The 26180-nt window shown below is 69.7% G+C and carries 23 protein-coding genes; 8 read left to right on the top strand and 15 right to left on the bottom strand.

All coding sequences use genetic code 11. The annotated features are described in order from the left end of the window. The first annotated feature begins 35 nt into the window (after positions 1–35). Entirely contained in the window at positions 36–407 is a 372-nt protein-coding gene (locus PZE19_RS06115; RefSeq protein WP_277859686.1) for an HU family DNA-binding protein, read from the top strand. Between the two features lie 147 nt (positions 408–554). Here PZE19_RS06115 and PZE19_RS06120 read toward each other — a convergent pair whose 3' ends face one another. Together PZE19_RS06120 and PZE19_RS06125 are read right to left on the bottom strand one after the other, a co-directional pair. Beyond that, on the bottom strand, positions 555–3443 hold the full coding sequence (locus PZE19_RS06120; RefSeq protein WP_277859687.1) for a hypothetical protein: 2889 nt from the start codon (positions 3441–3443) through the stop codon (positions 555–557). A gap of 32 nt (positions 3444–3475) precedes the next feature. Further along, positions 3476–4312 carry a protein-L-isoaspartate(D-aspartate) O-methyltransferase gene (locus tag PZE19_RS06125; RefSeq protein WP_277859688.1) on the bottom strand — a complete coding sequence of 279 codons (837 nt, stop codon included), beginning with the start codon at positions 4310–4312 and terminating at the stop codon, positions 3476–3478. A gap of 343 nt (positions 4313–4655) precedes the next feature. Here PZE19_RS06125 and PZE19_RS06130 point away from each other — a divergent pair, with 343 nt between their 5' ends. The 3 genes from PZE19_RS06130 (at position 4656) to PZE19_RS06140 (ending at position 8361) form a co-directional block, all read left to right on the top strand. Further along, positions 4656–5903 (top strand): glycosyltransferase, encoded by a 1248-nt coding sequence (locus PZE19_RS06130; RefSeq protein ID WP_277859689.1) that lies wholly within the window; start codon positions 4656–4658, stop codon positions 5901–5903. A gap of 119 nt (positions 5904–6022) precedes the next feature. After that, complete coding sequence (locus PZE19_RS06135) at positions 6023–7618, top strand: ABC transporter substrate-binding protein/permease (protein ID WP_277859690.1); 1596 nt, start codon at positions 6023–6025, stop codon at positions 7616–7618. After that, the gene (locus tag PZE19_RS06140) at positions 7615–8361 is read left to right on the top strand and encodes an amino acid ABC transporter ATP-binding protein (RefSeq protein ID WP_277859691.1); all 747 of its coding nucleotides are present in this window, start codon (positions 7615–7617) and stop codon (positions 8359–8361) included. The genes PZE19_RS06135 and PZE19_RS06140 overlap by 4 nt, the downstream gene beginning before the upstream one ends. A gap of 18 nt (positions 8362–8379) precedes the next feature. Here the strand turns inward: PZE19_RS06140 and PZE19_RS06145 are convergent, their stop codons facing one another. The 9 genes from PZE19_RS06145 to PZE19_RS06185 form a co-directional block, all read right to left on the bottom strand. After that, positions 8380–9159: a hypothetical protein gene (locus PZE19_RS06145; protein ID WP_277859692.1), complete on the bottom strand. Its 780-nt coding sequence runs from the start codon at positions 9157–9159 to the stop codon at positions 8380–8382. A 147-nt stretch (positions 9160–9306) separates the two neighbouring features. Then, the gene (locus tag PZE19_RS06150) at positions 9307–10683 is read right to left on the bottom strand and encodes a PFL family protein (RefSeq protein ID WP_277859693.1); all 1377 of its coding nucleotides are present in this window, start codon (positions 10681–10683) and stop codon (positions 9307–9309) included. Continuing rightward, on the bottom strand, positions 10670–11269 hold the full coding sequence (locus PZE19_RS06155) for a glycine cleavage system transcriptional repressor (protein WP_277859694.1): 600 nt from the start codon (positions 11267–11269) through the stop codon (positions 10670–10672). Before PZE19_RS06155 ends, PZE19_RS06150 begins: the two co-directional genes overlap by 14 nt. 23 nt (positions 11270–11292) lie before the next feature. Then, the gene (locus PZE19_RS06160) at positions 11293–11730 is read right to left on the bottom strand and encodes a DUF423 domain-containing protein (protein WP_277859695.1); all 438 of its coding nucleotides are present in this window, start codon (positions 11728–11730) and stop codon (positions 11293–11295) included. Positions 11731–11777: 47 nt separating this feature from the next. After that, positions 11778–13172 (bottom strand): bifunctional folylpolyglutamate synthase/dihydrofolate synthase, encoded by a 1395-nt coding sequence (locus tag PZE19_RS06165; RefSeq protein WP_277859696.1) that lies wholly within the window; start codon positions 13170–13172, stop codon positions 11778–11780. A 60-nt stretch (positions 13173–13232) separates the two neighbouring features. Next, positions 13233–13610, bottom strand: coding sequence for a response regulator (locus tag PZE19_RS06170; RefSeq protein WP_277859697.1), 378 nt, complete (start codon positions 13608–13610; stop codon positions 13233–13235). Between the two features lie 413 nt (positions 13611–14023). After that, complete coding sequence (locus tag PZE19_RS06175; protein ID WP_277859698.1) at positions 14024–14503, bottom strand: DUF2780 domain-containing protein; 480 nt, start codon at positions 14501–14503, stop codon at positions 14024–14026. A gap of 153 nt (positions 14504–14656) precedes the next feature. Next, on the bottom strand, positions 14657–14884 hold the full coding sequence (locus PZE19_RS06180) for a hypothetical protein (RefSeq protein WP_277859699.1): 228 nt from the start codon (positions 14882–14884) through the stop codon (positions 14657–14659). 53 nt (positions 14885–14937) lie between these two features. Further along, the gene (locus PZE19_RS06185; protein WP_277859700.1) at positions 14938–15999 is read right to left on the bottom strand and encodes a DUF1559 domain-containing protein; all 1062 of its coding nucleotides are present in this window, start codon (positions 15997–15999) and stop codon (positions 14938–14940) included. Positions 16000–16661: 662 nt separating this feature from the next. On the opposite strand from PZE19_RS06185, the gene thiS reads away from it, so the two are divergent. Together thiS and PZE19_RS06195 are read left to right on the top strand one after the other, a co-directional pair. Further along, positions 16662–17693, top strand: a complete 1032-nt coding sequence (gene thiS, locus PZE19_RS06190; RefSeq protein WP_277859701.1) for a sulfur carrier protein ThiS — start codon at positions 16662–16664, stop codon at positions 17691–17693. A gap of 56 nt (positions 17694–17749) precedes the next feature. Next, the gene (locus PZE19_RS06195; RefSeq protein WP_277859702.1) at positions 17750–19741 is read left to right on the top strand and encodes an ATP-dependent DNA helicase; all 1992 of its coding nucleotides are present in this window, start codon (positions 17750–17752) and stop codon (positions 19739–19741) included. A gap of 9 nt (positions 19742–19750) precedes the next feature. Here PZE19_RS06195 and PZE19_RS06200 read toward each other — a convergent pair whose 3' ends face one another. The 4 genes from PZE19_RS06200 to PZE19_RS06215 form a co-directional block, all read right to left on the bottom strand. Next, entirely contained in the window at positions 19751–20593 is an 843-nt protein-coding gene (locus PZE19_RS06200; RefSeq protein WP_277859703.1) for a sensor histidine kinase, read from the bottom strand. Positions 20594–20775: 182 nt separating this feature from the next. Beyond that, positions 20776–21897 (bottom strand): dienelactone hydrolase family protein, encoded by a 1122-nt coding sequence (locus PZE19_RS06205; protein WP_277859704.1) that lies wholly within the window; start codon positions 21895–21897, stop codon positions 20776–20778. A gap of 131 nt (positions 21898–22028) precedes the next feature. Next, entirely contained in the window at positions 22029–23075 is a 1047-nt protein-coding gene (locus PZE19_RS06210; RefSeq protein WP_277859705.1) for an iron-containing alcohol dehydrogenase family protein, read from the bottom strand. Next, the gene (locus tag PZE19_RS06215) at positions 23072–23764 is read right to left on the bottom strand and encodes an HAD-IB family phosphatase (RefSeq protein ID WP_277859706.1); all 693 of its coding nucleotides are present in this window, start codon (positions 23762–23764) and stop codon (positions 23072–23074) included. Before PZE19_RS06215 ends, PZE19_RS06210 begins: the two co-directional genes overlap by 4 nt. A gap of 133 nt (positions 23765–23897) precedes the next feature. Here PZE19_RS06215 and PZE19_RS06220 point away from each other — a divergent pair, with 133 nt between their 5' ends. Both PZE19_RS06220 and PZE19_RS06225 read left to right on the top strand, forming a co-directional pair. Continuing rightward, the gene (locus PZE19_RS06220; RefSeq protein ID WP_277859707.1) at positions 23898–24425 is read left to right on the top strand and encodes a hypothetical protein; all 528 of its coding nucleotides are present in this window, start codon (positions 23898–23900) and stop codon (positions 24423–24425) included. Between the two features lie 179 nt (positions 24426–24604). Further along, positions 24605–26164, top strand: coding sequence for an efflux RND transporter periplasmic adaptor subunit (locus PZE19_RS06225; RefSeq protein WP_277859708.1), 1560 nt, complete (start codon positions 24605–24607; stop codon positions 26162–26164). Positions 26165–26180 lie beyond the last annotated feature (16 nt).

The following is a 26180-nucleotide window of genomic DNA, read 5'->3' on the forward strand; positions in this document are numbered from 1 at the left end:
CGTCGTCGATTTTCTCGAAGAAGGATGATTGTCCCATGGCCAAAAAAGCCGCTCCCAAGGCCGCGGAACCCAAGGCGGCCCCGGCCCCGGCCGCGAAGACGGCCGCGAAGCACGCGACCAAGACCGAGATCTACACCGCCATCGCCACGAAGACGAACCTCAGCAAGAAGGACGTCGCCGGGGTGTTCGAGGCGATGTCCGAGCTGATCGAGAAGGAGATCGGCAAGAAGGGCCCCGGCCTCTTCGTGATCCCCGGCCTGCTCAAGATCAAGGTCGTGCACAAGCCGGCCACCAAGGCCCGCCCGGGCTTCAACCCGGCCACCAAGGAGCAGATCACGATCAAGGCCAAGCCCGCCCGCAAGGTGGTCAAGGTCCTGCCGCTCAAGGCCCTCAAGGACCTCATCTGAGTCTTGCCGATCCATCGACCGACGACGTCGGCCGACGAACACGACCGCGTCCGGGCCCTCCGTGTGGAGAGCCCCTCGACGCGGTCCGTCGTTTCCAGCCCCGGCGGGCTCGGACGTCGGGCAGAATAGGCCTGCGAGCCGGCCCCGTCACTCGGCGACGAGCTCCCAGTGGATCGCCGGCGACTGACCGTCGACGATCAGGGCCACGCCCTCGCCGTTGGGGAGCGTCTCCACCCGCGCCGGCTGGACGCGCGCTCCCGACGAGTCGAGCGCGAAGGCCCTGACCGTCCCCTTGCGACGCCACTCGACCCGGGCGCGGACCGGCTCCTGGAGCAGGGGAGGGCGGCCGGGATCGGCCGTCTCGCGCTTCCAGGGGTCGACCCAGCGGAACCCGGTCGGCTCGACGCGAGCCAGGGTCGTCACGAGCAGACGCTTCGCCTCGGCGATCGGCTCGGGTCCTGCGGAGGTTGCGACGACGACCGCGAAGGGCGACTCGGCGGCGACGCTCAGGCTGTCGAACTTCGCCCCATCCTCGCCGTTCCAGCCGGCGACGCCCTGGGTGAAGGGCGTGTCGATCACCAGCTTGCCCTGCGACGAGTCCCACCCGGGCAGGACGGTCCGCTTCCGGATCACGGGCCGATCCCCCTCGCCGGCCGGTTTCGCGGTCGTCGCCTCGCGTCCGCGGAGCAGGATGGACGCGGCGTGCGGCCAGAGGGCGTAGACCTGCGGGGTTCCGTTGGCGACCTCGGGGATCTGGAAGATGTCCTCGACGCCCGCCGTGCCCACGGGGCCGTCGCCCCAGACCTTGGGGTAGATGAACACGCCCCGGCGCACCAACGCGTCCCAGTCCTCGTGGCGGGCGGTCGCGGCGGCCAGGATCTGGTCGGCCGCCTCGTGGGGCAGGGCCCAGGCCCCCTGGGTCTGCGGGCACCACTGGCCCGCCGCGTAAGGCCGGCCTTCGACGAGCTTGCGCGACGCGCCCGCGACCAGGCCGCCGTCGCCGCTCCAGAGCTGGGACCTCAGATCGGGCGCGGTCCAGGCCGTCGACGCCCAGAAGAGCCGGTCGTCGATCATGTCGAGCCCGGGCGCGGAGAGGATCGCCGTGAACTCGGACTCCCGCCTCCAGTGCGAGACGCCGGCGAGGGGGGCCTTCAGGCCGGCCTTGCGGAGCTGCGCGGCCCAGGCCGAATAGTGGGCCGACTCGACCGATTGCCAGAGGCGGCGCCCGGGCAGTCCTCGCGCCTTCTCGCCCCTGGCTCGCAATTCCGCCGCGTAGGGGGCGGGCAGACCGTCCGGCCGGTCGATCAGGTCGAACAGCGAGACCTCGCCGGCGAGCGTGACCCAGGCCAGCGCCGGATCGTCGCGGAGCGGTTTGCCCGTCTCGGTGTTGGTGCGGTTCAGCAGGGCGAGCGAGGCGTCCAGGTTCAGCTTGGCGATCGCCGGGTCCAGAACGGCCGCGGGGCCGCCGCCGGCCGAGAGGAGGCCGGCCGCCTGGACGCCGTCCTCGGCGCGGAAGCGACGACCGCCCAGCAACTCCAGGGCGACGTAGATCCCCCGGGCTTCGAGCGCGGCGACCAGGTGGTCGAGTCGCGACAGGGAGACCGGATCGAATTCCTTGGTGTCGTCGCGGGCGTCGTCGAACAGGCTGCGGTCGGGACCCAGGGGCGTGTCGAGTTCGCCGATGCGGACCAGGTTGACGCCGGAACGCGCCAGGCGATCGGCCAGGGCGTCGGACTTCGCGGCGTCCTGGAACGCCGCAGGCGGCAAAAGCTGGACCCCGAAGAAGCGGGCGCGGCCGCCGGAGGTGAACGCCAGGTGGCCGTCCTTGACGAGGACCGGCCCCTTCGACCCGGCCGGGGCGGGGTTGAGGAACGAGAAATCCAGGGCCGAGCCGGCGGCGATCGCGGCGGCGGGCTTGTACTCGTGCCAGCCGATGACGTCGTCGGCCGTTTGGTAAGGGGTCCAGGCGGCGATGTCGGCGTTCGGAGAGGCGGTCACGCGGACGTCGTCGACCCGGATCGATCCGACGCCGTCGGTCTTCTCGATCTGCACGACGGCCCGCACCGCCCCCCGGGGGACGGGGACGACGGTGCGTTGCGGCGTCCAGTCGAACGTCCCGGACCACTGGAAGGCCTGGACGCCCCCCCGCCTCCCGGCGAGCGGCTCCCCGGACTCGTCAAGGAAGTAGAAGCTCGCCCCGGCCCCGCCCGAGCCTCGCAGGCTCTGCGCCTTGGCGTAGAGCGTGACCTCCAGCCCGTCGAACGCCTCGATCGGCAGGGCCAGGCCGGCAAGGACCTTCGACCCGGACCGCGACAGCTCGACGGCCGAGTCTGACAGGTGCCCGGGGGCGACGCGGGCGGCGTCGTTGTTGACGATCCACGAGGCCGGCGCGGGGTCGCCCAGCTCGAAGGTTCCGTTGACGACCAGGTTCGTCGTCTCGACCGTCTCGCGGGGGACGAGGTCGAAGGTCAGGCCGTCGACGTCGAGCCGGCCGGCCGCGCCCATCAGGCCCACGGACATGATGGCGTCGCGTGCGCCGGGGGGGACCGGAATCCGCTTGGCGATCCGGGTCCAGCGGTCGCCCACGGTGCGAGTCCAGGGCCCCATGGTCCCGCGGGACAGGTGGCGGAGCTCGTCGCCGAGGAAGTCGATCAGCAGGCTCGGCTCTTCGCCGCTCCGCTCGCCGTACTCGACGTCCTTCAGGCGGACCCAGAGCCCCATCACCACGGCCTCGTACTTGCGGCCGTCGATGCCGAAGGCCCGGCTGATCCGGGCGGGACGGCCCCGGCGGGCGCAGGCGATCCGGACGAAACGGGGGCCGGCCGCGCCGCCGTCGGGCTCGATGGCGGCGTCGCGGGCGTTGTACCAGCCGTCCGGGACGCCGTCGGCGTTGGCGTCCGTTTCAAGGTCGTCGCGGGGGGGAGGGGGCGGCCGGAGGATCTCGCCGTTCGGAGCCTGGGCGGACGCTGAAGGGCCGACCCAACAGGCGGCGACGCCCAGGGCGAGCGTCAGGGAAAGGGTCGCGAGCTTGGTCACGAGGGATCTCCGTCGCGTGGCCTGACGTTCCATCATCGATTCGCCTTGGGGGCCGGGGCGGCGGCGGGGGCGGATGCGTCGGCCTTCGCCCTCGGCGCGGCAGTCTCCTTGAGGGCCTTGCCGGTCATCGGGACGAAGAGGGTGGGCTTCAGCTCCTTGTCGATCAGCTTGCCGTTCCGCTTGACGACCAGGTGGACGCTCTGGGTGAAGCGGTCGCCCAGGGGGATGACCATGCGGCCGCCTTCCTTGAGCTGGTCGACCAGCGGCTGGGGGATGAGCTGGGGGGCGCACGTCACGATGATCGCGTCGAACGGGGCGGCGTCGGGCCAGCCTTCGTAGCCGTCGCCGACCTTGGTGTGGATGTTCGTGTATCCGAGTTCCTTGTGGACCCTGGCGGCGCGTTCGCCGAGCGGGGCGTGGATCTCGACCGAATAGACCTCCTTGGCCAGCCGCGAGAGGATCGCCGACTGGTAGCCCGAGCCGGTCCCGACCTCGTAGATCTTGTCGGTGGGCTTGGGGTCGAGGACCTCGGTCATGAAGGCGACGTCGTAGGGTGGGGTGATCGTCTGGCCCTCGCCGATGGGGATCGACTCGTCGTCGTACGCCTGGCGGTTGCTGCCGGGGGGCAGGAACTTGTGGCGGGGGACGGTGCGGAAGGCGTCGAGGACGCGGGGATCCTTGATGCCGTTCTCGGCGAGGTGGCGCTGGACCATGCGGGCCCTGGGCCTGGCGGTCGGATCCTCGGTCGCCGCCGGTTTGGCCTTGGCCGCGTCCTGCGCTCGAATAGCGATCCCGGCGTAGACCAAGAGGAGGGCCGTCAGGATCCGGATCAGGCTCGGCGGCGCGACCGCGCGGGGGCGTCGTTTCATCGAAGTCTCCTTTCCTCGAACGGCCCGCCTCGGGGCCAAAGCCCAAGTCTACCACGAGGGGAATCCGGGCTTCACTCCGGCCGGGCGGAGTCGATGCGGCTTTTTGAGGATAGGCGACGGCGATCGCTTCGGCGTCCCGGCGCCTCAGCACAACCCGGATTGGAGGAAATGGCCCGCGCGGTTATGATGGGAGTGAAAGCTGTGCCGGTTCGACCCGCGGGCGACTCGTCGACGCCGACGCCCGCCGACGACCTCGTCGGTGCGTAGGACGAACGGGCCGACCCCGATCCCATCTGGATTTGCGGACGACGGCCGGACCCGTCGTCGCACTCGGGGAGACAGGATGACGTCCTCCCAGACCGCCGACCTGTTGCTCGGGCTCGTTGCCGTCGCCGCCGTGACGACGACGCTGGCGTCCACTTGCTGCCTGTTCTGGGTGCTTCGGCGACGGAGCCTGCCGGACCACACGCCCCCGGTCACCATCTTCAAGCCGCTCAAGGGCCTCGACGAGGAGCTTGAAGAGAACCTGGCGAGCTTCTTCGAGATCGACTACCCGACCTACCAGTTGATCTTCTGCGTCGCGGATGCGGCCGACCCCGCCGCGGTCGTGGTCCGCAAGCTCATGGAAGGGCATCCCGAGCGTGACGCCCGGCTGGTCGTCGGCTGTCCGCCGTTCGGCCTCAATCCGAAGGTCGAGAGCCTGGCGGCGATGGAGCCGTATCGCCGTCACGACGTCCTCCTGATCAGCGATTCCAACGTCCGCGCCCGTCCCTCGTACCTCCGGGAGACCGCCGGCTACCTGGCGGAGCCGAGCGTGGGCATGGTGACGAACCTGTTCGTCGGTCGGGGCGAGGTCTATCCCGGCGCCGTCCTGGAGAACCTCCAGATCAACGGCTATATCGCCGGCGGCATGGCGCTGGCCTCGATGCTCGGCGTCACCTGCGTGGTCGGCAAGTCGATGATGCTCCGGGGCTCGGTGCTGGAGGCGATCGGCGGCTTCGCGTCGGTCCGCAACCTGCTGGCCGAGGACCAGGTGATGGGGATGCGGGTGAGGAAGGCCGGGTACTCGATCCGGCTCAGCCACCACGTCATCGAGAACGTCAATCGCCGCCGCGGCTTCATCTGGTTCCTCAACCGCCATTCCCGGTGGTTCAAGATCCGTCGCCGCCTGGCCCTGCCCGCGTTCGCGGCCGAGCCGCTGGCGAACCTGTCGACGATCGGCCTGGTCTGGGCCTTTTCGGGAGAGTCCGGGATCGCCTGGGGCGGCTTGCTCTGCCTGGTCGGCCTGGGGATGGCCCGCGACGCCGTCCAGACGCGTCGACTCCGCGGCACGTTCCCGAAGCTCCGCCACCTGATCTACAGCCCGATCAAGGATCTGATGATCCTGCCGCTCTGGTTCGACGCCCTCCTCAACAGCCACGTCCAGTGGCGCGGGCATCGCTTCTACGTGGGCCGATTGACCCGCCTGCTCCCGGACGCGACGCCCCGCGGCGCTCGCCCCCCGCGGGCTCGCGGCGAGTCCGCGACTCCGCCACCCGACGCGACGATCCCTCCTCGGCTCCCGTCCGAGGATTCGCACGCGCCGGAATGAGCCGTCCCGCGGGTTCCCACCCTGGGATCATTCTGTAAGAATGCGTTCTGGAACATCGTCTTAACAAGGTTGCACGCCCCGCGTACTTTGCGGCCCTCGGGTCGGAGAGGATCTCCTTGATGGAGGAAGAGCCCGACGCATCGGAATCCGATGCCGTCATGGTCCGCCCGTCGTCCCGCCGCCTCGCCAGGCCGCCTCTCGCCACCCCCAGACCCTTCCTGGCGGCCGTCCTGGCGATCCTGCTCCCGCCGCTCCTCGCGACGCCCGCTCGGGGCGATGCGCTGGACGAGGTACGCGCCCGCAAAGTGCTCCGCTATGGCAGCGACATGGAGGGTGGCGGGCCCTACGCCTATCCCGATCCGGCCGCGCCGCGGTCGGTCACGGGCTTCGAAGTCGAGCTCATGCAGCTCCTCGCCCGCGACCTGGGCGCGACGGCGGAATTCTCTCAGGGGCAGTGGGACAAGCTGCTCTCGGTCCTCGACGCCGGCCGCTTCGACGTCGTCGTGAACGGTTACGAATGGACCGACGCCCGCGCCGAGGAGTACCTGGCGACCCGGCCTTATTACATCTATCAGCTTCAGCTTATGGGACCGAAGGGGGGCTCGATCCGCTCCTGGGCCGAGCTGGAGCGACCCAGGCCCGACGGCCGGCGATGGCGCGTCGGCGTCCTGACCGCGTCGGCGGCCGACGACTACGCGCAAGAGCACGCCGGCGCATCGATCGAGGTCGTCCGATTCGACGGCGCGACCGACGCCATGCTCGCGGTCCAGAACGGCCAGTACGATTTCACCCTGCAGGACGGGCCCGCGGCCTCGTTCTACATCGACGGCTTCCCCGGCCTCGCGACCGTCGGCCCTCCCGTCGCCCGCGGCTACTACGTCATCTATGCGCGGAAGACCGACGTCGCCCTCCGCGACGCCCTCGACGCGGGCATCGGCCGGCTGGCCGCGTCGGGCGGGCTCCGACGCGTCTACGAGAAGTACCGGATCTGGAACGACCTGCAAGGCGAGCTGACGAGCTTCCAGGGTCCGATCGCCGCCGCGGCGGGCCCGCGCGACGCTCGGGGCTGGGCCGCCGTGGCCCGGTTCCGAGGAAGGCTTTTCGATGCGGCCCGGGTGACGATCGGTCTGTCGTTCGGCTCGATGCCGCTGGCGATGGCCGTCGGCCTCATGGTGGCGCTCGGCCGGATGTACGGCCCCGGCTGGCTCCGCGGCGTGCTGGCGGGCTATGTGGAGCTGATCCGCGGCACGCCGCTGATGCTGCAGCTCTACGTCCTCTTCTTCCTGTTCAAGCTCCCCCCCTGGGTGGCGGGGATCGCCGGCCTGGCCCTGAATTACTCGGCTTACGAGGCCGAGATCTACCGCGCCGGGCTCCAGGCGGTGCCGCGAGGACAGATGGAGGCCGCACTGGCGCTGGGGATGTCGAAGTGGATGGCGCTGCGGCGGGTGGTGATCCCGCAGGCGGTCCGGATCGTCATTCCGCCGGTCTCCAACGACTTCATCGCGCTGTTCAAGGACACGTCGGTCTGCTCGGTCATCACGCTCGTCGAGCTGACCAAGGAGTATTCGATCCTGGCCAACAGCACGCGCGCGGTCCTCGAATTCGCCGCGGCGACGGCCGCGATCTACCTGGCGATGAGCCTGCCTCTGTCGTGGTTCTCGCGATGGTCGGAGCGACGTCTGGGCGCCGAAGGCGTGAAAGGGGCGTTGGCATGATCGCAGTCGACGGGCTGGTCAAGCGGTTCGGCGAAGTCGCCGTCCTGCGCGGGGTCGACCTGATGATCGCGAAGGGCGAGGTCGCGTGCCTCATCGGGCCTTCCGGCAGCGGCAAGAGCACCTTCCTGCGCTGCCTCAACGGGCTTGAGCGTTTTCAGGGCGGTCGGGTCGCGATCGGCGACCTGGTGCTCAATGCGGTCCAGTCGCCGGCCCAGCACGCGACGGCGGTCCGAGGGGTTTGCCGCCGCATGGGGATGGTCTTCCAGGGCTTCAACCTGTTCCCCCACCAGACGGTCCTTCAAAATGTGATCGAGGCGCCGATCCACGTCTTGGGCCTGCGACGGGACGAGGCGGTCGAGCGGGCGCGACGGCTGCTGGACCGCGTCGGGATGGCGGATCGACTGGACGCCCGGCCTCGCGAGCTGTCCGGGGGCCAGCAGCAGCGGGTGGCCATCGCCCGGGCGCTGGCGATGGAGCCCGAGATCATGCTCTTCGACGAGCCCACGAGCGCGCTCGACCCGAGGATGACCGGCGAGGTGCTCGCCGTGATGACCGACCTGGCCCGCGAAGGTCAGACGATGATCGTCGTGACGCACGCGATGGCCTTCGCCCGCAAGGTCGCGACCGTCGTCCACGTCTTCGGCGACGGCCGGGTGGTCGAGTCCGGTCCGCCGCTTCAGGTGTTCGAAGCCCCGGCGCATGAAGCGACCCGGAGCCTCCTCGCGGAGGCCCAGGCCGCCTGATCGTCGAGCGGGTGTCGGTCAGCGGGGCAGGGGGGCGGGGACGAAATCCGCGCGGGTAACCGGCTGCGACTGGATGACCACGCCGGACGTCCGGCCCGGGATCATGTACTGGATGTCGCCGCGAACTCGGGGCCGGGCCGCCGGCTCGAGGCCGTCCTGGGGCCGGACGACGGCCTTCTCCTGGCTGCGGTCGAGCGCCTCGGACAGGGCCTCCCAGCGGCGGATGCCGGCCTCGACGCGGGCCAGCCGGGAGCGAAGCTGGGCCGACTCCTCGCGGAGGGCCTTGAGCTGGCCCTCGGCCTCCTTGCGGTTCCGCTCCACGAAGGACCGCGCCCGGGCGTCGGGATCGTCGATCGGGGCCGGAGCCGCGGCGGCCGGCTCGCTCGGCGCCGCGGGCGCGACGATCGGCTTGGGCTCCAGCTGGCGAGCCGGGGGGAGCGGGTTGGCCGGCTCCTCCGCCGGCGCGACGATCAGGGCCGGCGCCGCCGTCGGCTTCGGCGTCGAAGGGGCGACCTCCGACGAGGCCTGCGGGACCACCGGCTCGAGGGCCGGCTCGTCGGGAGCCGGGGGAAGCTCCTTGATCGGCTCGGGCTCGAGGGGCACGGGCGCGGCGTCGGCCGGCGAGGGGGACGTCGGAGCCGGAATCTTCGCCGGCTCGTCGTGGGCGGGCGCGGGAGTCGCGCCGGGCTCCTGGCGGAGGCCGGGGGTGGCGATCGACGACGACGTCGTCGCGAGGGCCATGAAGCCGATGACCCCGAGGACTCCCAGACCACGAGCGATGCCCGTCGGCGTAATCATGTTAGGATCCTTCCTTGGTGCGTGCATGCCGTCCCTGCCGGACCGCCTCACCGGCCCGATTTTCATCGTCCGGGAGTCTAGCTCCGGAGGTCCGGCCTGCCAAGAGGGAAGCGGCGGGAAACTCGGCCCCGCCGCCCCTCGCCGGAATCAGTTCCGGAGGCTGGACAGCGGGGCGGGGATGCGTCCGCCGTGGCGCACGAACTCGGTCGAGCCCCCCGGGGCGTGGATGGCCAGGATGTCCATCTCGCCGAAGAGTCCGCCGAACACGGCGCGTTCGCCGGCCTTTTTACCCGGGACGGGGATGACCCGGACGGCCGTCGTCTTGTGGTTGATGACGCCGATGGCCACCTCGTCGGCGATCAGGGCCGAGAGCGTCTCGGCGTCGGTGTCGCCGGGGACGGCGATCATGTCGAGGCCCACCGAGCAGACGGCCGTCATGGCCTCGAGCTTGGCGAGCGTCAGGTCGCCGACCTCGACAGCGCGGGCGAGGGCCGAATCCTCGCTGACGGCGACGAACGCGCCCGAGAGCCCGCCGACGCTGGAGCTGGCGAAGCTCCCGCCCTTCTTGACCGCGTCGTTGAGCAGCGCGAGCGCGGCGGTCGAGCCCGGCCCGCCGAGACGCGAGACCCCCATCGCCTGGAGGATCTCGCCGACGCTGTCGCCGACCTGGGGAGTCGGCGCGAGCGAGAGGTCGACGATGCCGAAGGCGACGCCCAGCCGGGCGGCCACCTCGCGACCGATCAGCTCGCCGACGCGGGTGACGCGGAAGGCGGTGCTCTTGATCTCCTCCGCGATGTCGCCCAGGGTCGGCTTGGTGGGAGAATGCGCGACGAGGTCCTCGACGGCCGCCTTGACGACCCCCGGCCCGCTCACGCCGATGTTGATGACGCAGTCGGTCTCGCCCGCGCCGTGGAAGGCTCCGGCCATGAACGGGTTGTCGTTGGGGGCGTTGCCGAAGATCACGAGCTTGGCGCAGCCGAAGCCGTCGTGGTCGCGGGTCCGCTCGGCGGTGTCGAGCAGGACGTGGCCCAGGGCCGCCACGGCGTCCATGTTGATCCCGGCCGCGGTCGTCCCGACGTTGACCGAGGAGCAGACCCGCTTGGTCGTCGAGAGCACCTCCGGGAGCGCGGCGATGAGCCGCCGCTCGCTGTCGGTCCAGCCCTTCTGGACCAGGGCGGTGAAGCCCCCCACCAGGTCGACCTCGACCTCGGCGGCGACCTCGTCGAGCGTCCGTGCGACGGCGATCAGCCCCTCGGACTTCTGGCCGGCGGCGACGCGGCCGATGGGGCTGACGGCGATCCGGCGGTTGACGATCGGGATGCCGTAGCGGCTCTCCACGTCGCGGCAGACGGCCCGCAGGCGGCCGGCGTAGTGGATCAGTCGCGTCCGGATGCGGTCGCAGAGGACCGTCACGTCGGGCGAGGCGCAGGGGGCCAGGTCGATGCCCATCGTGACCGTCCGGACGTCCAGCTTGTGCTGGCGGATCATGCTGAGCGTGGCCAGGACGTCTTCAGTGCGATGCAAGGCTGTCTCCTTGGCTGCGAAGCGCCGCGCCGAGGCGGACGGGGCTGGGCTCGGTCGTGGCGGCGAAGATGTTCTCGTGCTGGACGAACGCCTCCAGCTTGTGAGCCCGGCCGTAGCGCTCCAGCTCCGAGCGGATCGCGGCCGGGGTCAGGTCGTGGGGGATGAGGGCCTCCATCACCAGGGAGAATCGCGATCCCTCGACGCGGGCGTGGAGGTCGACGATGTTCGCCCCGTGGGCCGCGAGCGACCCGGCGATGTTGTGGACGATCCCCGGGCTGTCGTCTCCCAGGACGGTCAGGATGAACCGCTCGCCCGCGGGGACGAGGGGCTCCGTCAGAGGTTCCTTGATCTCGGTGACCTGCACCTGGAGGTCGAACCGCCGGCCCCGCTCGTGGATCGCCTCGACGATCTGGTCGCGCGTCCGCGGGGTGGGGAAGTCGGCCTCGAGGATGATCGTGAAGTAACCCCGCATGACCGTCTGGCTCAGCTCCAGGACGTTGCCGCCCAGGTCGAGCAAGGCCCCCGTCACCGAGTAGACGATGCCGACGCGGTCGGCGGCGGTGACGGAAATCATGTAACTGCTCATGGCCGGATTTCGATCGCCTTTCATCAAAATTCTTCGAGGGAGGCGGCCGCGACGGGCTCGCCGGGGGTCCTGGCGGACCGGGAACCTCCCGATCCGGCCGCGACGGCCAGGGCCGCCCAGCCGACCAGGATCAGGACGCCGCCGATGGGCGTGATCGCCCCCAACCACCTCAGCCCCGTCAGGCTCAGGACGTAAAGTGTACCCGAGAAGACCGCGGAGCCGAGCAGGAACGTCCAGCCCGCGACCTGGAGCGACGCCGACGAGCGGCCCAGAAGCTGGATCAGGCCCACCGCGACGAGCGCCAGGGCGAGGTACATGTGGTACTGGGCCGCCGTGTGGAAGTTGGCGGACTGCCCCAGCGTATCGAGCCGGTCCTTGAGCCCGTGCGCCCCGAAGGCCCCCATCGCCACGGCCAGGAAGCCCCAGACGGCGCCGATCCTCAGCCAGAATCCCTCGTTCATCGCGATTCCCTTTCCGGTCGGTCGTTGCTGGATCATGGATGCGCCGTTCAGGCCGAGGCGGGGCCGACGGCCGACGTCGGCCGGCGGCCCAGGACGATCGCGCGGACCTCGGCGGCCAGGAACAGCGAGCCGGTCACGCAGATCAGCCCTTCGGCCCCGGTCAGCTTCCGGGCGGTCGCCAGGGCCTCCTCGGGATCCGGCGCGATAATCATCGGCCGGCCGTCGATCGCCTCGGCCGTCTCGGCGACCTCCTCGGGCATGACGGCCCGGGGGTTGTGGACGTACCTCGTGGCGATCCGGGTCTCGAACAGCGGCAGCAGGGCCCGGAGCTGGCCCTCGACGTCCTTCTCGCGGGTCGTCCCGAAGACCAGGGTGCGCGGGACCTTCGGGAAGTTGATGCGGAGGGCGTCGGCCAGCGCGATCGCCGAGGCGACGTTGTGGGCGCCGTCGACCACGAGCCAGGGCCTCGCCCCCATGACCTCCACGCGCGCCGGCCATTCCAGGCCCGCGAAACCTCGCACCACCGCCGAACGTTCGACCGCGAGCGACGCATCGGCTTCCGCCAGGCAGTCGAGCCCCGCGAGGGCCACGGTCATGTTGTGCGCCTGATGGGGGCCGAGCAGCGGCACGTCGAGCATCCCCCAGTCGGTCCGCCACGTCCTCACGACGGCCCGGCCAGGCGTCGGTCGTTCGAGGGGAGGGACGGGCTGGAAATCCTCGTACCGGAAGTCGACGTCGATCTCCCGGAGCAGACATCGCCGCTGGCGGGCGACCCGGCGGATGGCCTCGCGCGGCTCACGCTCCTGGACCCCGCTCACGGCCGGAGTCCCCCGCTTGAAGACGCCGGCCTTCTCGCCGGCGATCGCCCCGAGGGTGTCGCCGAGCTGCCGCGTGTGATCGAGGGCGATGCTGGTGACGATCGAGACCAGGGGCCGCACCACGTTGGTCGAGTCCAGCCGCCCCCCCATCCCGACCTCCAGCACGACCGCGCCGACCTGGCGACGGGCGAAGTGCAGGAGCGCGGCCGCGGTCGTGATCTCGAAGAAGGTGGCGCCGAATCGCCGCGAGCAACGCTCGTCGGCCTCCATCTCGTCGACCACGCCGCGGACCTCGTCGACGAGGGCGACCAGCGCGTCGGGCGGGACCGGACGGCCGTCGATCAGGTAGCGTTCTTCGAGCCGATTCAGGTGGGGCGACGTGTAAAGGCCCGTGGAGACGCCCGACGCCGTGAGCGCGGCGGCCATCATCACGGCCGTCGAGCCCTTGCCCTTGGTCCCCGCGACGTGCACGATCCGCAGCCCTTGCTGGGGGTCGCCCAGCCTGGCCATGAGCCGACGCATGCGGCCCAGGCGGAGGTCGGCGAGCCCCTTGGGCATCCCCTCGCGCTCGTAGTTCAGCCGACTATACAGGTAGTCGAGACAGTCCTGGTAAGCGTCGGGCATGGCGGGTCCGATGGGGTCGAGTTCGCCTCGGCCGGCGTCGGGGGCCGGGTCGAGGTCGGTTCAATTCGCAGGATGATCCAGGAGGGTCTGGATCTTCGAGCCCAGGTCGGCCAGCGAGAGGTCCTTCGTCCAGTAGGCGGCGACCCCCAGGGCGAAGCCCTCCAGCCGGGTCTCGGCGTCGCGCTGATGGGTCAGCATCACGACCTTCAGGCCGATCGCCTCGCGGGCGTCGCGGAGTTGTTCGAGGACTTCCAGGCCGTTGAGGACCGGCATCCAGTGGTCCAGCAGGAGCAGGTCGGGCCGATGCGAGCGGACCAGGGTCGCCGCCTCGGCGCCGTCGGCCGCCTCCCACACGACGTATCCGCACCGGCGGAGGCATTCGGCGTAGATGGCCCGCAGGTCGGGCTCGTCCTCGGCCAGCACGATGCTCGCGCCCACGGCGTCACCTATGGCTCTCCAGGATCGGGGATCGGCCGGTCGCCCGTCCTCCCGGCCGACGACCTCAGCATAACCTCTCGCCGCCTCCCTCCGCCATGGCTCAGACGCTGCCGCACACCCCTCGGCTCAGGACGAGACGGCCTCCGGAAATCGGCTTCTTTCGCTCCCGGCGCCATGGAAGCCAATGGTCTGGAAATTATTGTAGAATCAAGACTTAAGTCGAAAAGAGGGCTCGAAAAATTGGCTTCGGTCGTCGAATTTTTTTTGTTTTCGGAGCCTGACCGGGAGTCTCGACAGGTTTTTAACGTCTTCCGAAATCCTTAGGTGGGCTTCCGCGCGCGGCGAGACCTCCCACCCTCTAATATGGGATGCTTTACGCGATTGGCGACGCGGCCCTGAAGCGGACGGCCGGCTCAGGCCTCGAGATCGGCGTCCGTATCGGTCGGGGGCTTCACGTCGGGCACGCCGAGCAACGCGCTCACATCCACCCCGGGGATCGCCGGCAAGGCCTTGGCGACCTGGCTGAGGATGTCGGCCGGGAGATGGGTCGAGAGGAACTTGAGGATCTGCGGCAGGACCGCCGTCAGCGTGCTGACCGGGATCCCGAGCTTGAGGAACCGGCCCAGCAGGTCGGCCGATTCCCCGCCGCCCGAACCCGAGCCCAGGACCTTGCCCGCCATCTCGGCGAACTGGCCCAGGATGCCGCCGGAGGCCGAGGGGCCGGAGGCCTCGCTCGCGAGCCGCTGGGCGTCGGGGATCTTCGACTCGACGGCCGCATAGGCCTCGGGGTCGACCTTGTCCTTGAGGAGGGCGAGCACGCCCCCCAAGATCTTCTCGACGGAGCCCGAGTCGACCCCGGCCGCCCTGGCCAGGCTCTGCAAGATCTCGCTCATCGTGACACCCCCTCGACGTCGCGAGTCGGCCGGCCGGCGCGGACGTCGCGCGAGCGTCGGATCGCTCTGCGATGATCCCCGACCGGCCGCGCGGGAATCAAGGGGATGGGCCCGGAAGTCCCGTTCCGGCCTTCGCCTCAGGCCGAAGGGGCCTCAATCGTCGATGACGGTCGCCGACGCCGACGCCGACGCCTTGAACGGCTGGCGCGGGTTCCTGGTCGTCTTCGTGCGTCTCCCGAGCTTGGACTTGGCGGGTCCGGAGGTCGCCAGGATCCTCGTCGCGCCGGAGGTCGGCTCGGAGGGCGTGCTTTCGAGGCAGCCTGAAGACAGCGATGCGCCGAGGAGCGTCGCGGCGAACATGGCGAGCGAACGCGGTCTCATCGATCGAATTCCTTTCCGTGAATCGGGCGGTCGGGCGGACGGGGCGGCCGCAATCAGTAAGAGTCGGCGCCCACCACTTCGCCCCCCGCCCGCGTGGCCAGGGCGCGATACGCGGCCTTGTCGATCTGGTCGCGGATATAGCGGACGGACCCGTCGACCATAGCGAACTGGGCCCCGCCGGGGTGCATGCTTCGGAAGCCCATGTTGCCGTAGTCGACGCAGGCCGGGACGTTGATCCAGTCGTTGGGGTAGAAGGCCGTCCCCAGGCAGTCGATCAGGCCGTCGATCCCCCGGTCGTGCTTGCCGTTCAGCCGCGGCACCGCCGTCGCCCCGCCGGTGATGCGCAAGTCGTAGAGCGAACCGGCGACCTGGCCTGGGCCGTCCCACCAGCCGCCCACGAAATTGGTGTAGAACGACGACCCCCCCGGCTCGTCGCGGAACCGCGAGGACTCGCCGAAGAGGAACGTGTTGCTCGTCCCGTCGGCGAAGGCCGAGATCGGGAAGGTCCAGTTCGTGCCGAAGGCGCCGTCGCCCGGGACCTGGTTGCAGATCTGCGGGAACTGGCCGGTCGGGTCGGGCAGCGTCGAGGTGTTGGCCCAGCTCGTCAGGTACTGATCCTCCAGCCCGTTGCTGGTGGCGTACGAGGCCTGGGGATAGGGGAACAAGGTTTCGCCCGGCCGCGTGTACGTCGAGTCGGACGGGCAGAGATAGCTCGCGACGACGATCGAGCCGGCCGTGATGTTCACCCGGTTGTTGTAGACCCGGGTCAGGTTGAAGGCGTTGTAGCCGTTCGCCCCTTCCAGGAACGGCAGGATGTAGCAGAAGGTCGTGTGGGCCAGCTGCGCCTGGAAGTCGCAGGGCTCCGGGATCGCCGGCGAGTAGGGGGTCCTCGATATCGACCGGCGGCCGAACGGCAGGCTGCCGGCGGCGGATTCGTAGTTGATCGCCCCGAGTGCGAGCTGCTTCAGGTTGTTGGCGCACTGCGAACGTCGGGCGGCCTCGCGGGCCGCCTGGACGGCCGGGAGCAACAGGGCGATCAGGACCGCGATGATCGCGATCACCACGAGCAGTTCGATCAGGGTGAATCCCGGCCGAGGCATTCGATGGCGTTGCATGATCGGAGTTCCCATGGAGAGTCCACCCGCACTGTCTGCGATCGCACGCGGCGTCGCGCCAACCTCGGCCGCTTCCGCCACCGGGCGGCGACGCCTCATCGACCCGAGATCGTGATCGAAGGTTCGAGCCGGCACGACCGGACGACAACTAACAACGCCGCGACTCCCGGAACCTTACGGGCCGGGAGCGGGCGAGCCCGAATCCCTCGGGTAAGAGGTCACCATGACTGATCGAAAAGGGCCGCACGCACGCGAAATTTCATGAGATCAAGGCCGCAAGCTGCTCTGGACGCCAAATGCGAAGTTTAATTTTACCATTCACCCGTGATTTCAAGCCAAAGTAAAGGATGTCACTTCGACGAATTCTTGATGAAAATATCGAGCAATCTTCGATCCGACCGAGATTTTCACGTCTGGATTCGGCCGCCGTGCCGGCATTATGACGCGGCTGCGGGGCCGCGCCCTCCCCGGCGGATGCGCTTGACCCTCCCGCGCCCCCGGGGATACGATGGATCGGTCGCCCCCCGAGACCGAAGTCGACATGGGCGGGGGGCCGGTCTTCCTTCGACAATCAGGGGCGGGCCGCCGGCGCGGGGGGCTTGAGAGCGGAGATTCTCAGGGTTTCGTCGACGGGCGGCGGGTCGCAAGGCGGTGGATCGATCGTGGAGATCTCGCTCAACGGCCAGAAGCGCGACGTGCCGGACGCCTTGACGGTCGCCCGACTCCTCGGACTCCTGGAACTCAAGCCCGAACACGTCGCGGTCGAGCTGAACCGCGACCTCGTGACGCGTTCGCGACACGCCGGCACGCCGATCTCGGCCGGCGACGCGGTGGAGATCGTCACGCTCGTCGGCGGCGGCTCGGCCGAGGCCGACGAACCCGGTTCGTCCCCGCTGACGATCGGCTCCCACACGGTCCGCAGCCGCCTGTTCGTGGGGACCGGCAAATACGCCACGCTGGAACTCATGCGCGAGTGCCTCGAGGCCAGCGGCGCCGACGTCGTGACGGTCGCCGTCCGCCGCGAGCGGCTCGTCGACCGCGAGGGCCGCAGCCTGCTCGATTTCCTGGATCCGAAGCGGTTCACGATCCTGCCCAACACCGCCGGCTGCTTCAACGCCGAGGACTCCCTCCGCACCGCCCGCCTCGGCCGCGAGTTGCTTCAGGGGCTCGGCAATCCCGGGGCCGACTGGGTGAAGCTGGAAGTGCTCGCCGATCCGCGGACCCTGCTCCCGGATCCCGTGGCGACGCTCGAAGCCACCAAGGTCCTCGTCGCGGAGGGCTTCCAGGTCCTCTGCTACACCAGCGACGACCCGATCATGGCCCGTCGCCTGAAGGAGGCGGGGGCCGCGTCGGTCATGCCCGCCGGGAGCCCGATCGGCAGCGGCCAGGGCGTGCTCAACCCCAACAACATCCGGATCATCCTGGAAGACCTCAAGGGCGACGACCCCAGCTACCCGGTGATCATCGACGCCGGCGTCGGGACGGCCAGCGACGTCGCCTTCGCCATGGAGCTCGGCTGCGACGGCGTCCTGCTCAATACCGGGATCGCCGGCGCGGCCGACCCGCTGCGGATGGCCCGCGCCATGAGGCTGGCCGTCGAGGCCGGTCGGCTGGCGGCGGGCGCCGGCCGGATCCCCAAGAAGTTGTATGCGACCGCGTCGAGCCCGACCCAGGGATTGATCGGGCGGAACTGAGTTCGTTTCGAGCCTCGCCCTCCTGGGCCGCTCCCCTAGCACGGACGACGCGCCGCATGGCACTGGACCCCGCCTCGATCCTCGGACCCGACGGCGCCGTGGCCCGGCGGCTCCCGCATTACGAAGTCCGAGACGAACAGCTCCAGATGGCCGACGCGGTGGCGCGCGCGATCGAAGGCGGCGGCCACCTGATGGTCGAGGCCGGGACGGGCGTCGGCAAGAGCTTCGCCTACCTCGTGCCGTCGATCCTGGCGGCCGTCGAGATGAAGAAGAAGGTGGTCGTCTCGACCCACACGATCGCGCTCCAGGAACAACTCCTGAGCAAGGACGTGCCGTTCCTGCGCTCGGTGATGCCTCAGGAATTCTCGGCCGTCCTGGTCAAGGGCCGGGGGAACTACGTCAGCCTGCGGCGGATGGACGTCGCGGCCTCTCGCGCCGGGTCGACCTTCCACAAGCCGGAGGAGTTCGACCAGCTCGCCGAGATGCGGCTCTGGGCTGCGAGGACCCAGGACGGCACCCGGTCCGATCTCGACTTCAAGCCGCTCCCCTCGGTCTGGGACGCCGTCCAGAGCGAGAACGGCAACTGCCTGGGCCGCGAATGCCCGCGCCACAAGGAGTGCTTCTACTTCCAGGCCCGCCGTCGCGTCTGGACGGCCAACATCCTGATCGTCAACCACGCCCTGTTCGTCAGCGACCTGGCGATGCGCTCGGCCGGCTACGGCCTGCTGCCCGACTACGACGTGGCGATCTTCGACGAGGCGCACACGCTGGAAGCGGTCGCCGGCGAGCACCTCGGCATCCAGCTTTCGAACGTCGGCGTCGACTACACGCTGGCGCGGCTCTACAACGAGCGGACCAAGAAGGGGACGCTGGCGTTCTACGGCATGACGGACGCCGTCGCCCAGGTCCGGCGGGCGCGGACGGCGGCCGAGGACTTCTTCGAGGCCGTCTCGCAGTGGCATGCGCGGCAGGGGACCGCGACGGCCCGCGTCCGTCGGCCGATCGAGGTCTCGGACGCGCTCCCGGAAGAGCTGCGCAAGCTCTCGACGGCCATCGACCGCGGGGCCGAGGGGATCGAGTCGGCCGAGCATCACGTCGAGCTGTCCGCGGCCGGCGAGCGCTGCGAGGCCCTGGCCGACCAGGTCCAGGGGTGGGTCCGCCAGGGCATCGAAGATCAGGTCTACTGGGTCGAATCCGAGGCCGGCCCCCGACGCCGGGTGCGGCTGGCGTCGGCCCCCCTGGACGTCGGGCCGACCCTCCGGAAGATGCTCTTCGAGAAGACGTCGACGTGCATTTTGACCTCGGCGACGCTCTGCGTGGGCTCGCCGCCGCGATTCGACTTCCTCAAGTCGCGACTGGGCCTCACTCGCGCCGAGACGCTGGCCCTCGGCAGCCCGTTCGACTATCGGAATCAGGTCAAGATCCACCTGGCCCGGAACCTGCCGGATCCCTCGGTGCAGCCCCAGGACTTCGAGCGCGACGTCATCGGGGCGATCGCCCATTACCTGGAGCAGACGCAGGGAAAGGCGTTCGTCCTGTTCACCTCGTACAAGATGCTCGAGGCCGCCGCGCGGGCGCTCACGCCCTGGCTCGCCGAGCGCGACATCGCCCTGTTCGCCCAGGGCGACGGCATGCCGCGGTCGAAGATGGTCGAGGCGTTCAAGAGCGACCTCAACAGCGTCATCTTCGGCGCGGACAGCTTCTGGCAGGGCGTCGACGTGCCGGGAGAGAGCCTGTCGAACGTCATCATCGTCCGACTGCCGTTCTCGGTGCCAAGCCACCCCTTGCTGGAGGCGCGGCTGGAAGACATCCGACGACGCGGGGGCAACCCGTTCGTCGAGTATCAGATTCCCGAGGCGGTCATCAAGCTCAAGCAGGGCTTCGGCCGGCTCATCCGCAGCAAGTCCGACCGGGGGATCGTCGCGATCCTCGACCCCCGCGTCCTGACGAAGCCCTACGGCAAGACGTTCCTGAACTCGCTCCCCCCGTGCCCGAGGATCGTCGACCAGAACGACTTCGTCAAAAGGCCGGGCGGCCGGGCGGGATGAGGGAGGCGATCAAGCGGCCCCGACGTGCGTCGCGGCCTCGGCGCCGGGGGCGCACGCGGGGAGCAGGAGGGTGAACGTCGAGCCGCGGCCCTGCCGGCTCTCGGCGCGGATGCGGCCGTGATGCGCCTCGACGATGTCGCGGCAGACCGAAAGCCCGAGCCCGGTCCCGCCCAGGCCGGCGGCGTCGGGACCGCTCTTGGTCGAGAAGAACGGCTCGAAAATCCGCCTCAGATGCTCGGGCGCGATGCCGACCCCCTGGTCGGTGACGCTCAGCTCGGCCATCCGGCCCGAAGGGTCGAGTTCGAGCTTGAGCCGCACCACGCCGCCGTCGGGCATCGCCTGGCGGGCGTTGATGAGCAGGTTGATCAGGACCTGCTGGATCTGAGTCGCGTTGACCTTGGCGAAGGGCCGGTCCGCCGCCCGCAAGTCCAGGCGCACGTTGTGGCGGTTGAGGTCCTTGCCGATCAGCATCACGACGTCGTCCAACAGCCGGCCCAGGTCGACGGGCTCGCGATGGTTCGGGTCGCGACCCGGCCGAGACAGCCCGAGCATGCTCCCCGTGATCGTCGTCGCCCGCTGGGCGGCCTCCAGGATCCGCTTGAGCGCCCGTTCGCGATACTCGGGGTCGGGGTTGCGGAGCCCGAGCTTGGCGTAGTTGAGGATCGGGGTCAGGGCGTTGTTCAGCTCGTGGAACACGCCGCCGGCGAGGATCCCCAGGCTGCTGATCCGCTGGAGCGCGGTCACCTGGCGGCGGAGCGCCTCGATCTGGTCGAGCGTCGAGATCGGGGCGTCGGCCTCGGGGGTCGCCGTCTCGACGCCGGTTTCCGATGGGTTCTTCGTCTTGCGCGGCATGGGCCCGGCGACCTCCTGTCCTGGGTTGACGATCACCTTTCGTATCGGCTCGTTTTCGCGTCGAAATCACTTTGTCGACGCGTCCGGAGCGATCGTCGAGGACCGCGAAAGGACAGGGAAAGCTGGGCACGTCGCGACGGCTCGGCGCCGTGGCGCGGACGCGACAAACCGGGCGGCATGGATTATTTAAGCCGAGCGGTTTCGGCGTCCGAGTCGTGCGCCACGGTCTTGACGTTCCAGTCCCAGGGGATGAGGCGGATGCCGTTGGTCAGGAGGACGCGGGGGACGGCGTCGAGGTCGGCGCTCATGACGGGCGGGTTGACCTTGCGGCCGTCGCTCCAGTAGCCGAGGTGGGTGAACGCCTCGGCGTCGGCCGCGGCCTCGTCGAGCGTCTCGCCGGCGAACGCGGCGGCGAGGGTGGCGTCGGCGACCCGCCAGAAGCCTGCGCGGTCGAGCGCGTTGACCTCCCCTTTGCTCATCTGGAAGGACCGCAGGATGCCCTCGCCGTTGTCCATCTTGGGGTTCGCCCCCGAAGGCGCGGTGTGCTCGGCGATCAGCGGCGGGAACCCGTGTCGGTCCGAGCGGAAGAGGAGGAACCGTTTCCGCGAACGCGGCACGGCCGTGGCCTGCGAGAAGATCTGGCGGCCGCGGAAATCGCCGACGAGGACGTCTTCCTCGCCGACGGCGACGATCAAAAGCGTCGACGCCGGGATCCGACTGAACGAGGGCTCCCGGGTGGGCAGCACCTCGCCCGGGAAGAAGACCATGGTCGCCTTGATCGGCGGCAGGAGGTTTCTCGGATTCGCCGAGAGCGCCGTCAACTGCGCGGCGAGGTTGCCGCCGGCGGAATGGCCGATCAACGCGAAGCGATCGAGGTCGGGGCGGACGTGGCCCTTGCCGGATTCCAGGACGGCGAGCGCGTCCTGGATGGCGTACAACGCGTTGGGCAGGAAGTCGCGGGGCAGGGTTCCCACGTCGTTCTGATAGCGCGGGAAGATGACGATCGAGCCGTTGCGGACCAGGTGATCGATCCAGGCCCCGTAGATCGCCGGGTTCACCGAGAACCAGCCGTGCAGGAAGACGACCACAGGCGCGCGCGCAGGCTTCGGCTCGGCCGGCTCGTACATCCAGTAGGATCGAGGGCCGGTGCCGATCTCGAAACGTGCGACCCGCGCGTGCGAGGCCGGGGCCTCGGAAGCCCCTCGCGTCATGCCCGAAAGTTCGTCCCCGGCGAGGGCCGGGGCGTGAGACATCAGGGCGAGCGCGAACGCGCCCGCGAAAACGCTTCGCAACGCTTGATTCATGGCCGTCCCTGGCTTTCTCCGCCGGACGTCCCGTCCGGCTGGCCGATCCATCCCTGGTCGAATGACGGGACAGTCTGCCTAACTTGCGCCGGCTGTCAATCTCAGTGGGCGGTCCAATCGCTCGGCCGGGATCAGGAGAGGAAGCAACCCCGGAGCGGCCCGTCCTCGTCAAGGAGTGTGATCGCCCTCTCGACGGCCCGCTCTTGAGACAAAACGGTGTAAAACTCGTCCTTGATGGAGGGTGCCATGCGGATGGCCTGGATCCACTCGTCGCGCGAGAAAGGGTCGGAGCGGATCAGGGTCCAGAAGCCGGTTCGCTCGAACAGCTCGTCGATCTTCGAGCTTTCGTTGACCTGGACCAAACTCATCAGGTACGTGGCCACGCCCACCTGGAGGCCATGAAGGCGGGGTCGTTTGGAGAGGGAATCGAGGGCGTGCGAGATGAGGTGTTCGCTGCCGCTGGCCGGCCGCGACGACCCGCAGATCTCCATCGCGATCCCGTTGAACATCAGCGACGTGCTCAGCAGCCGCGCGCCCTGGATGTCGAACGAGGGCTGGCCGAGGTACTGGTAGACGGTGGCGTCGGAGAGCAGGGCGGCGAAGTCGTCCACCGGCTCGCCGACGGCGTGGAAGGCCAGCTTCCAGTCGTGGATCGCGGTGATCTTCGACGCCAGGTCGCCGACGCCCGACAGCCAGAGCGGCCTGGGCGCGTCCTTGCAGACGTCCAGGTCGACGATCACCCCGAAGGGGAGGGCGGCCGCCAGGGACTTCCGGCGACCCTGGACCGTCAGGCTCGACTGCGGGCTGCAGAAGCCATCGTTCGAAAGCGAGGTCGGCGTGGCGTAGTAGGGGAGCCGAGCCAGGAAGGCGACGTACTTGGCCACGTCGAGCGCCTTGCCGCCGCCCAGGCCGATGACGGCCTTGGTCTCCTTGCGGACGGCCTGGAACAACTCGGCCGCCCGCTCGAACGAGGCGTCGTCGACCTCGATCCAGTCGTCGCAAGCCACGCCGTTCTCGACGAGGCTCGCCCGCACGCGCTCCACGTACGCCGGGACCATTCCCTGGCTCACGAGCACGATCGTGCGGAGGTGGTCGTTCCGTTTGAGGTAGAGTCCCAGCCGATCCAGGGCCCCCGACTTGACGCGCACCAGCGACGGGATGGCGATCTGCGTCCTCACGGTCGCGGGCTCCCCGCCGGCCGGCATAGGGCTCGTGCCACGTCCGACCAGCGCTCGTACCGCACGAACCCGAGCCCCTCCTCCTTCAACACCCTCGCCAGGTCGCCGCGGGCGAAGCGGAGGTCCTCGGGGACGAGCCGGGCCGCCTCCTGATCCGGGAAGCCGTCGCCGGCGAACGCGACTCGACGGCCTTCGGAGAGGCCCTGGCGGACGACGCCCGCCTTGTCGACGCCCAGCTCGCGCGAGAAGAACGGCCCGGGTGGGGGCAGCTCCATCAGCAGGCCTCGACCGGCCACGAAGCGGCCCGGGTTGGAGTAGACGGGGATGTCGACGCCCGCCTCGCCGAGCAGAATCTGGATGTACCACGCGCAGCCCGCCGACGTCACGACGACGTCCCAGCCGGCCCGATCCAGCTCCCCGAGGCATTCGGCGAGCCGGGGCTCCAGGCCCATCCGATGGACGACGTCGAGCACGGTCTCCTCGTCCTCGCGGATGTGGGCGAAGTACGCCCGGAGCGCCTCGAAATGGGTCAATCGACCCGCGCGATAGTCTCCCCAGTAATCCGGCAGGCCGGCCGGCAGCAGCTCCTTGATGGCGAGCTGATAGAAATCCTCGCGCGTCAGGGTGCCGTCGAAGTCGCTGACCAGCAGCGACCGGTCGGGCGGAGCGGGCGTCGGGGCATCGGGCATGTTGCGAACTCGGCGCTGGGACCACTCGCCGCCGAGCTTCGGCTCGTCGACTTGACCGGAATTCCTGGGCCTTCCATAATACCTTCTAAGTTGAAAGTCTCGGGAGTTTTCCCGAATTGGGAGGGGCCTGGTCGTGACGCGGGGACATCGGCCGAGAATCCTGGTAGCCCGAGTGCTGGGGATCATCCTACTGATCCCGGGCCTGCTCCAGGTTCCGCTCCCCCAGGCCGATTTCCACATCGTCCGACACCGCCACGGCATGGGCGAGGTCTGCGCCCAGCACGACCACCTCCTGCGGTGGCATCCCCAGGCCGGCGACGGCGAGGCCGTCGCGGTCTTGCACTGGCACTGGCTCTTGCCGAAGTATCTCGACCCTTCCGCGCTCGACGCCGATGGCCGCGCCCTGCCGGCGCTCCACGCCCACGACGGCGAGACCGCTTCCCCCGATCGAGCCGCCGCGCCCATGATCGTCGGCGAGGATCGCGGTCGAGACGTCGGCCGCTGCGACCTCGATTCGGGGATCGCCTCCTTATCGGCCGACCTCGCCTGGATCGGCCACGACCCGCCTCATCCATCGGCCTCGTCATCTCGACGCGGCGGGCCCGCGGACGGAAGACCGTGCGTGACGGCCCTCTCGCGGCTCGTCCGCTGGAATTGCTGACCCCTCTCGGCCCCGCGACGGCGCGTGCGCGCATCGTTCGCTGAACGCGATCGACGGCGCGACGAGGCTCTCGCGAGCGGCCGGCCCATCCGGCGCGCGGGATCGGTCCCGATCCGTGCGCCCGTCGACGACTGGATGTGGTTGAGGTCACCTCGGCGATCCCTGCGGAGTCCCTTTCAATGTCCCTTGCGCTCTCGCAACGTCTCGCGACCGGTAGGCGTCCCCGGCCGTACCTGGTCCCCTGGTGCGTCGCCGTGGTGTTGCTGATCGTCCTGGTGCTCCATCTCACCATCGACTTGCCCGGACATCTCACCAGGATCGGCGCCGCACCGAACGCGGTCGCGGCCGGCGCAGCCGCGAGTCCACCGGAGGCCTCGCCATCGCCCGGGACGGTGAGCTTGTCGGACGTGAAGTTGAAGGCGGCCGGCGTGACGACGGACAAGGTTCGCGCCGATCACTTGCCCACGGAGCTGGGCGTCGCCGGCAAGATCGAGGTCAACGCCGACCGCCGCGTCGAGGTCCGCTCCCGCGCCCCGGGGATCGTCCGCGAGGTCCACGCGCTCCTGGGGCAGAAAGTCAAGAAGGGCCAGCTCCTGGCGACCCTCGACAGCCCCGACATCGGCACCGCCCGGCTGAACCTGCGCGCCCGCCAGCGCGAGCTGCTCACCGCGCGCATCGAGGCCGGCTGGAAGGATCAGATCGCCGGCACCGTCGCGCAGCTCATCCCCGAGATCAGCAAAGGGGTCGATCCCGAAGTCCTGGAGAGGGAGTACGCCGACAAGCCCCTGGGGAGTTTCCGCGGCCTCCTGCTCCAGACCTATTCCGAGTTCGACATCGCCAGCCACGAGGAGGAGAAGACGCTCAAGCTCCGCAGCGAGCAGGTCATCGGCGAGCATCCCGCGGTCGTGGCGAAGCACACCCGGCAGGGCCTGCAGGCCAAGCTCTTCTCGACGATCGAGCAGGCCAAGTTCGACGCCGCGCAGCAGCGGCGGCTGGCCGAGCAGGCCCGACAGCTCGCCGAGTCGGCGGTCGTCGACGCCGGCCAGCGGCTGCGAATCCTCGGCGTCGACGAGGACATCCAGGCGCTCCTGGACCACGCCGAGGACGCCCAGAAGGCGGCCAAGGACGAGGACGTCACCGCCTATCGCATCAACGCCCCCTTCGACGGCACGATCATCACCAAGTCGGCGGTGCCCAGCCAGCGCGCCGACACCATCGACCTGCTCTTCACGGTGGCCGACCTCGGCGACGTCTGGGTCACGGCCAACATCCCCGAGTCGGACCTCGCCAAGATCCCCACCATCGAGGGCGGGCCCGTCCGGCTCACCGCCACCGCCTACCCCGACCGCGTGTTCGAGGCCAGGCTCCTCTCCGTCGGCGCGATCCTCGACCCCACGACGCGGACGGTCCCCCTGCTGGCGCGGACGGAGAATCTCGAAGGCCTGCTCCGGCCCGGCATGTTCGCGCGCATCCTCTTCGACGGCCCGGTCAACGAGGCGGCCCTGACGATCCCGGCCGGCGCGCTCGTCGAGATCGAAGGCCGTCCGGCCGTCTTCCGGCCGACGGGATCGGCATCCGAAGCGCCGTCGTTCGCCTTGCATCACATCGAGATCGGACGTCAGCTCGGCGACCGCATCGTCGTCAAGTCCGGCCTGAAGGAGGGCGACGCCGTGGTCGCCAAAGGGGCCTTCGTCCTCAAGAGCGAGCTGATCCTCCAGAACGAGGGCGACGAGGACTGACGGACCGCCGTCGTCG

It is taken from the genome of Paludisphaera mucosa, assembly GCF_029589435.1.
Taxonomy (GTDB): Bacteria; Planctomycetota; Planctomycetia; order Isosphaerales; family Isosphaeraceae; genus Paludisphaera; species Paludisphaera mucosa.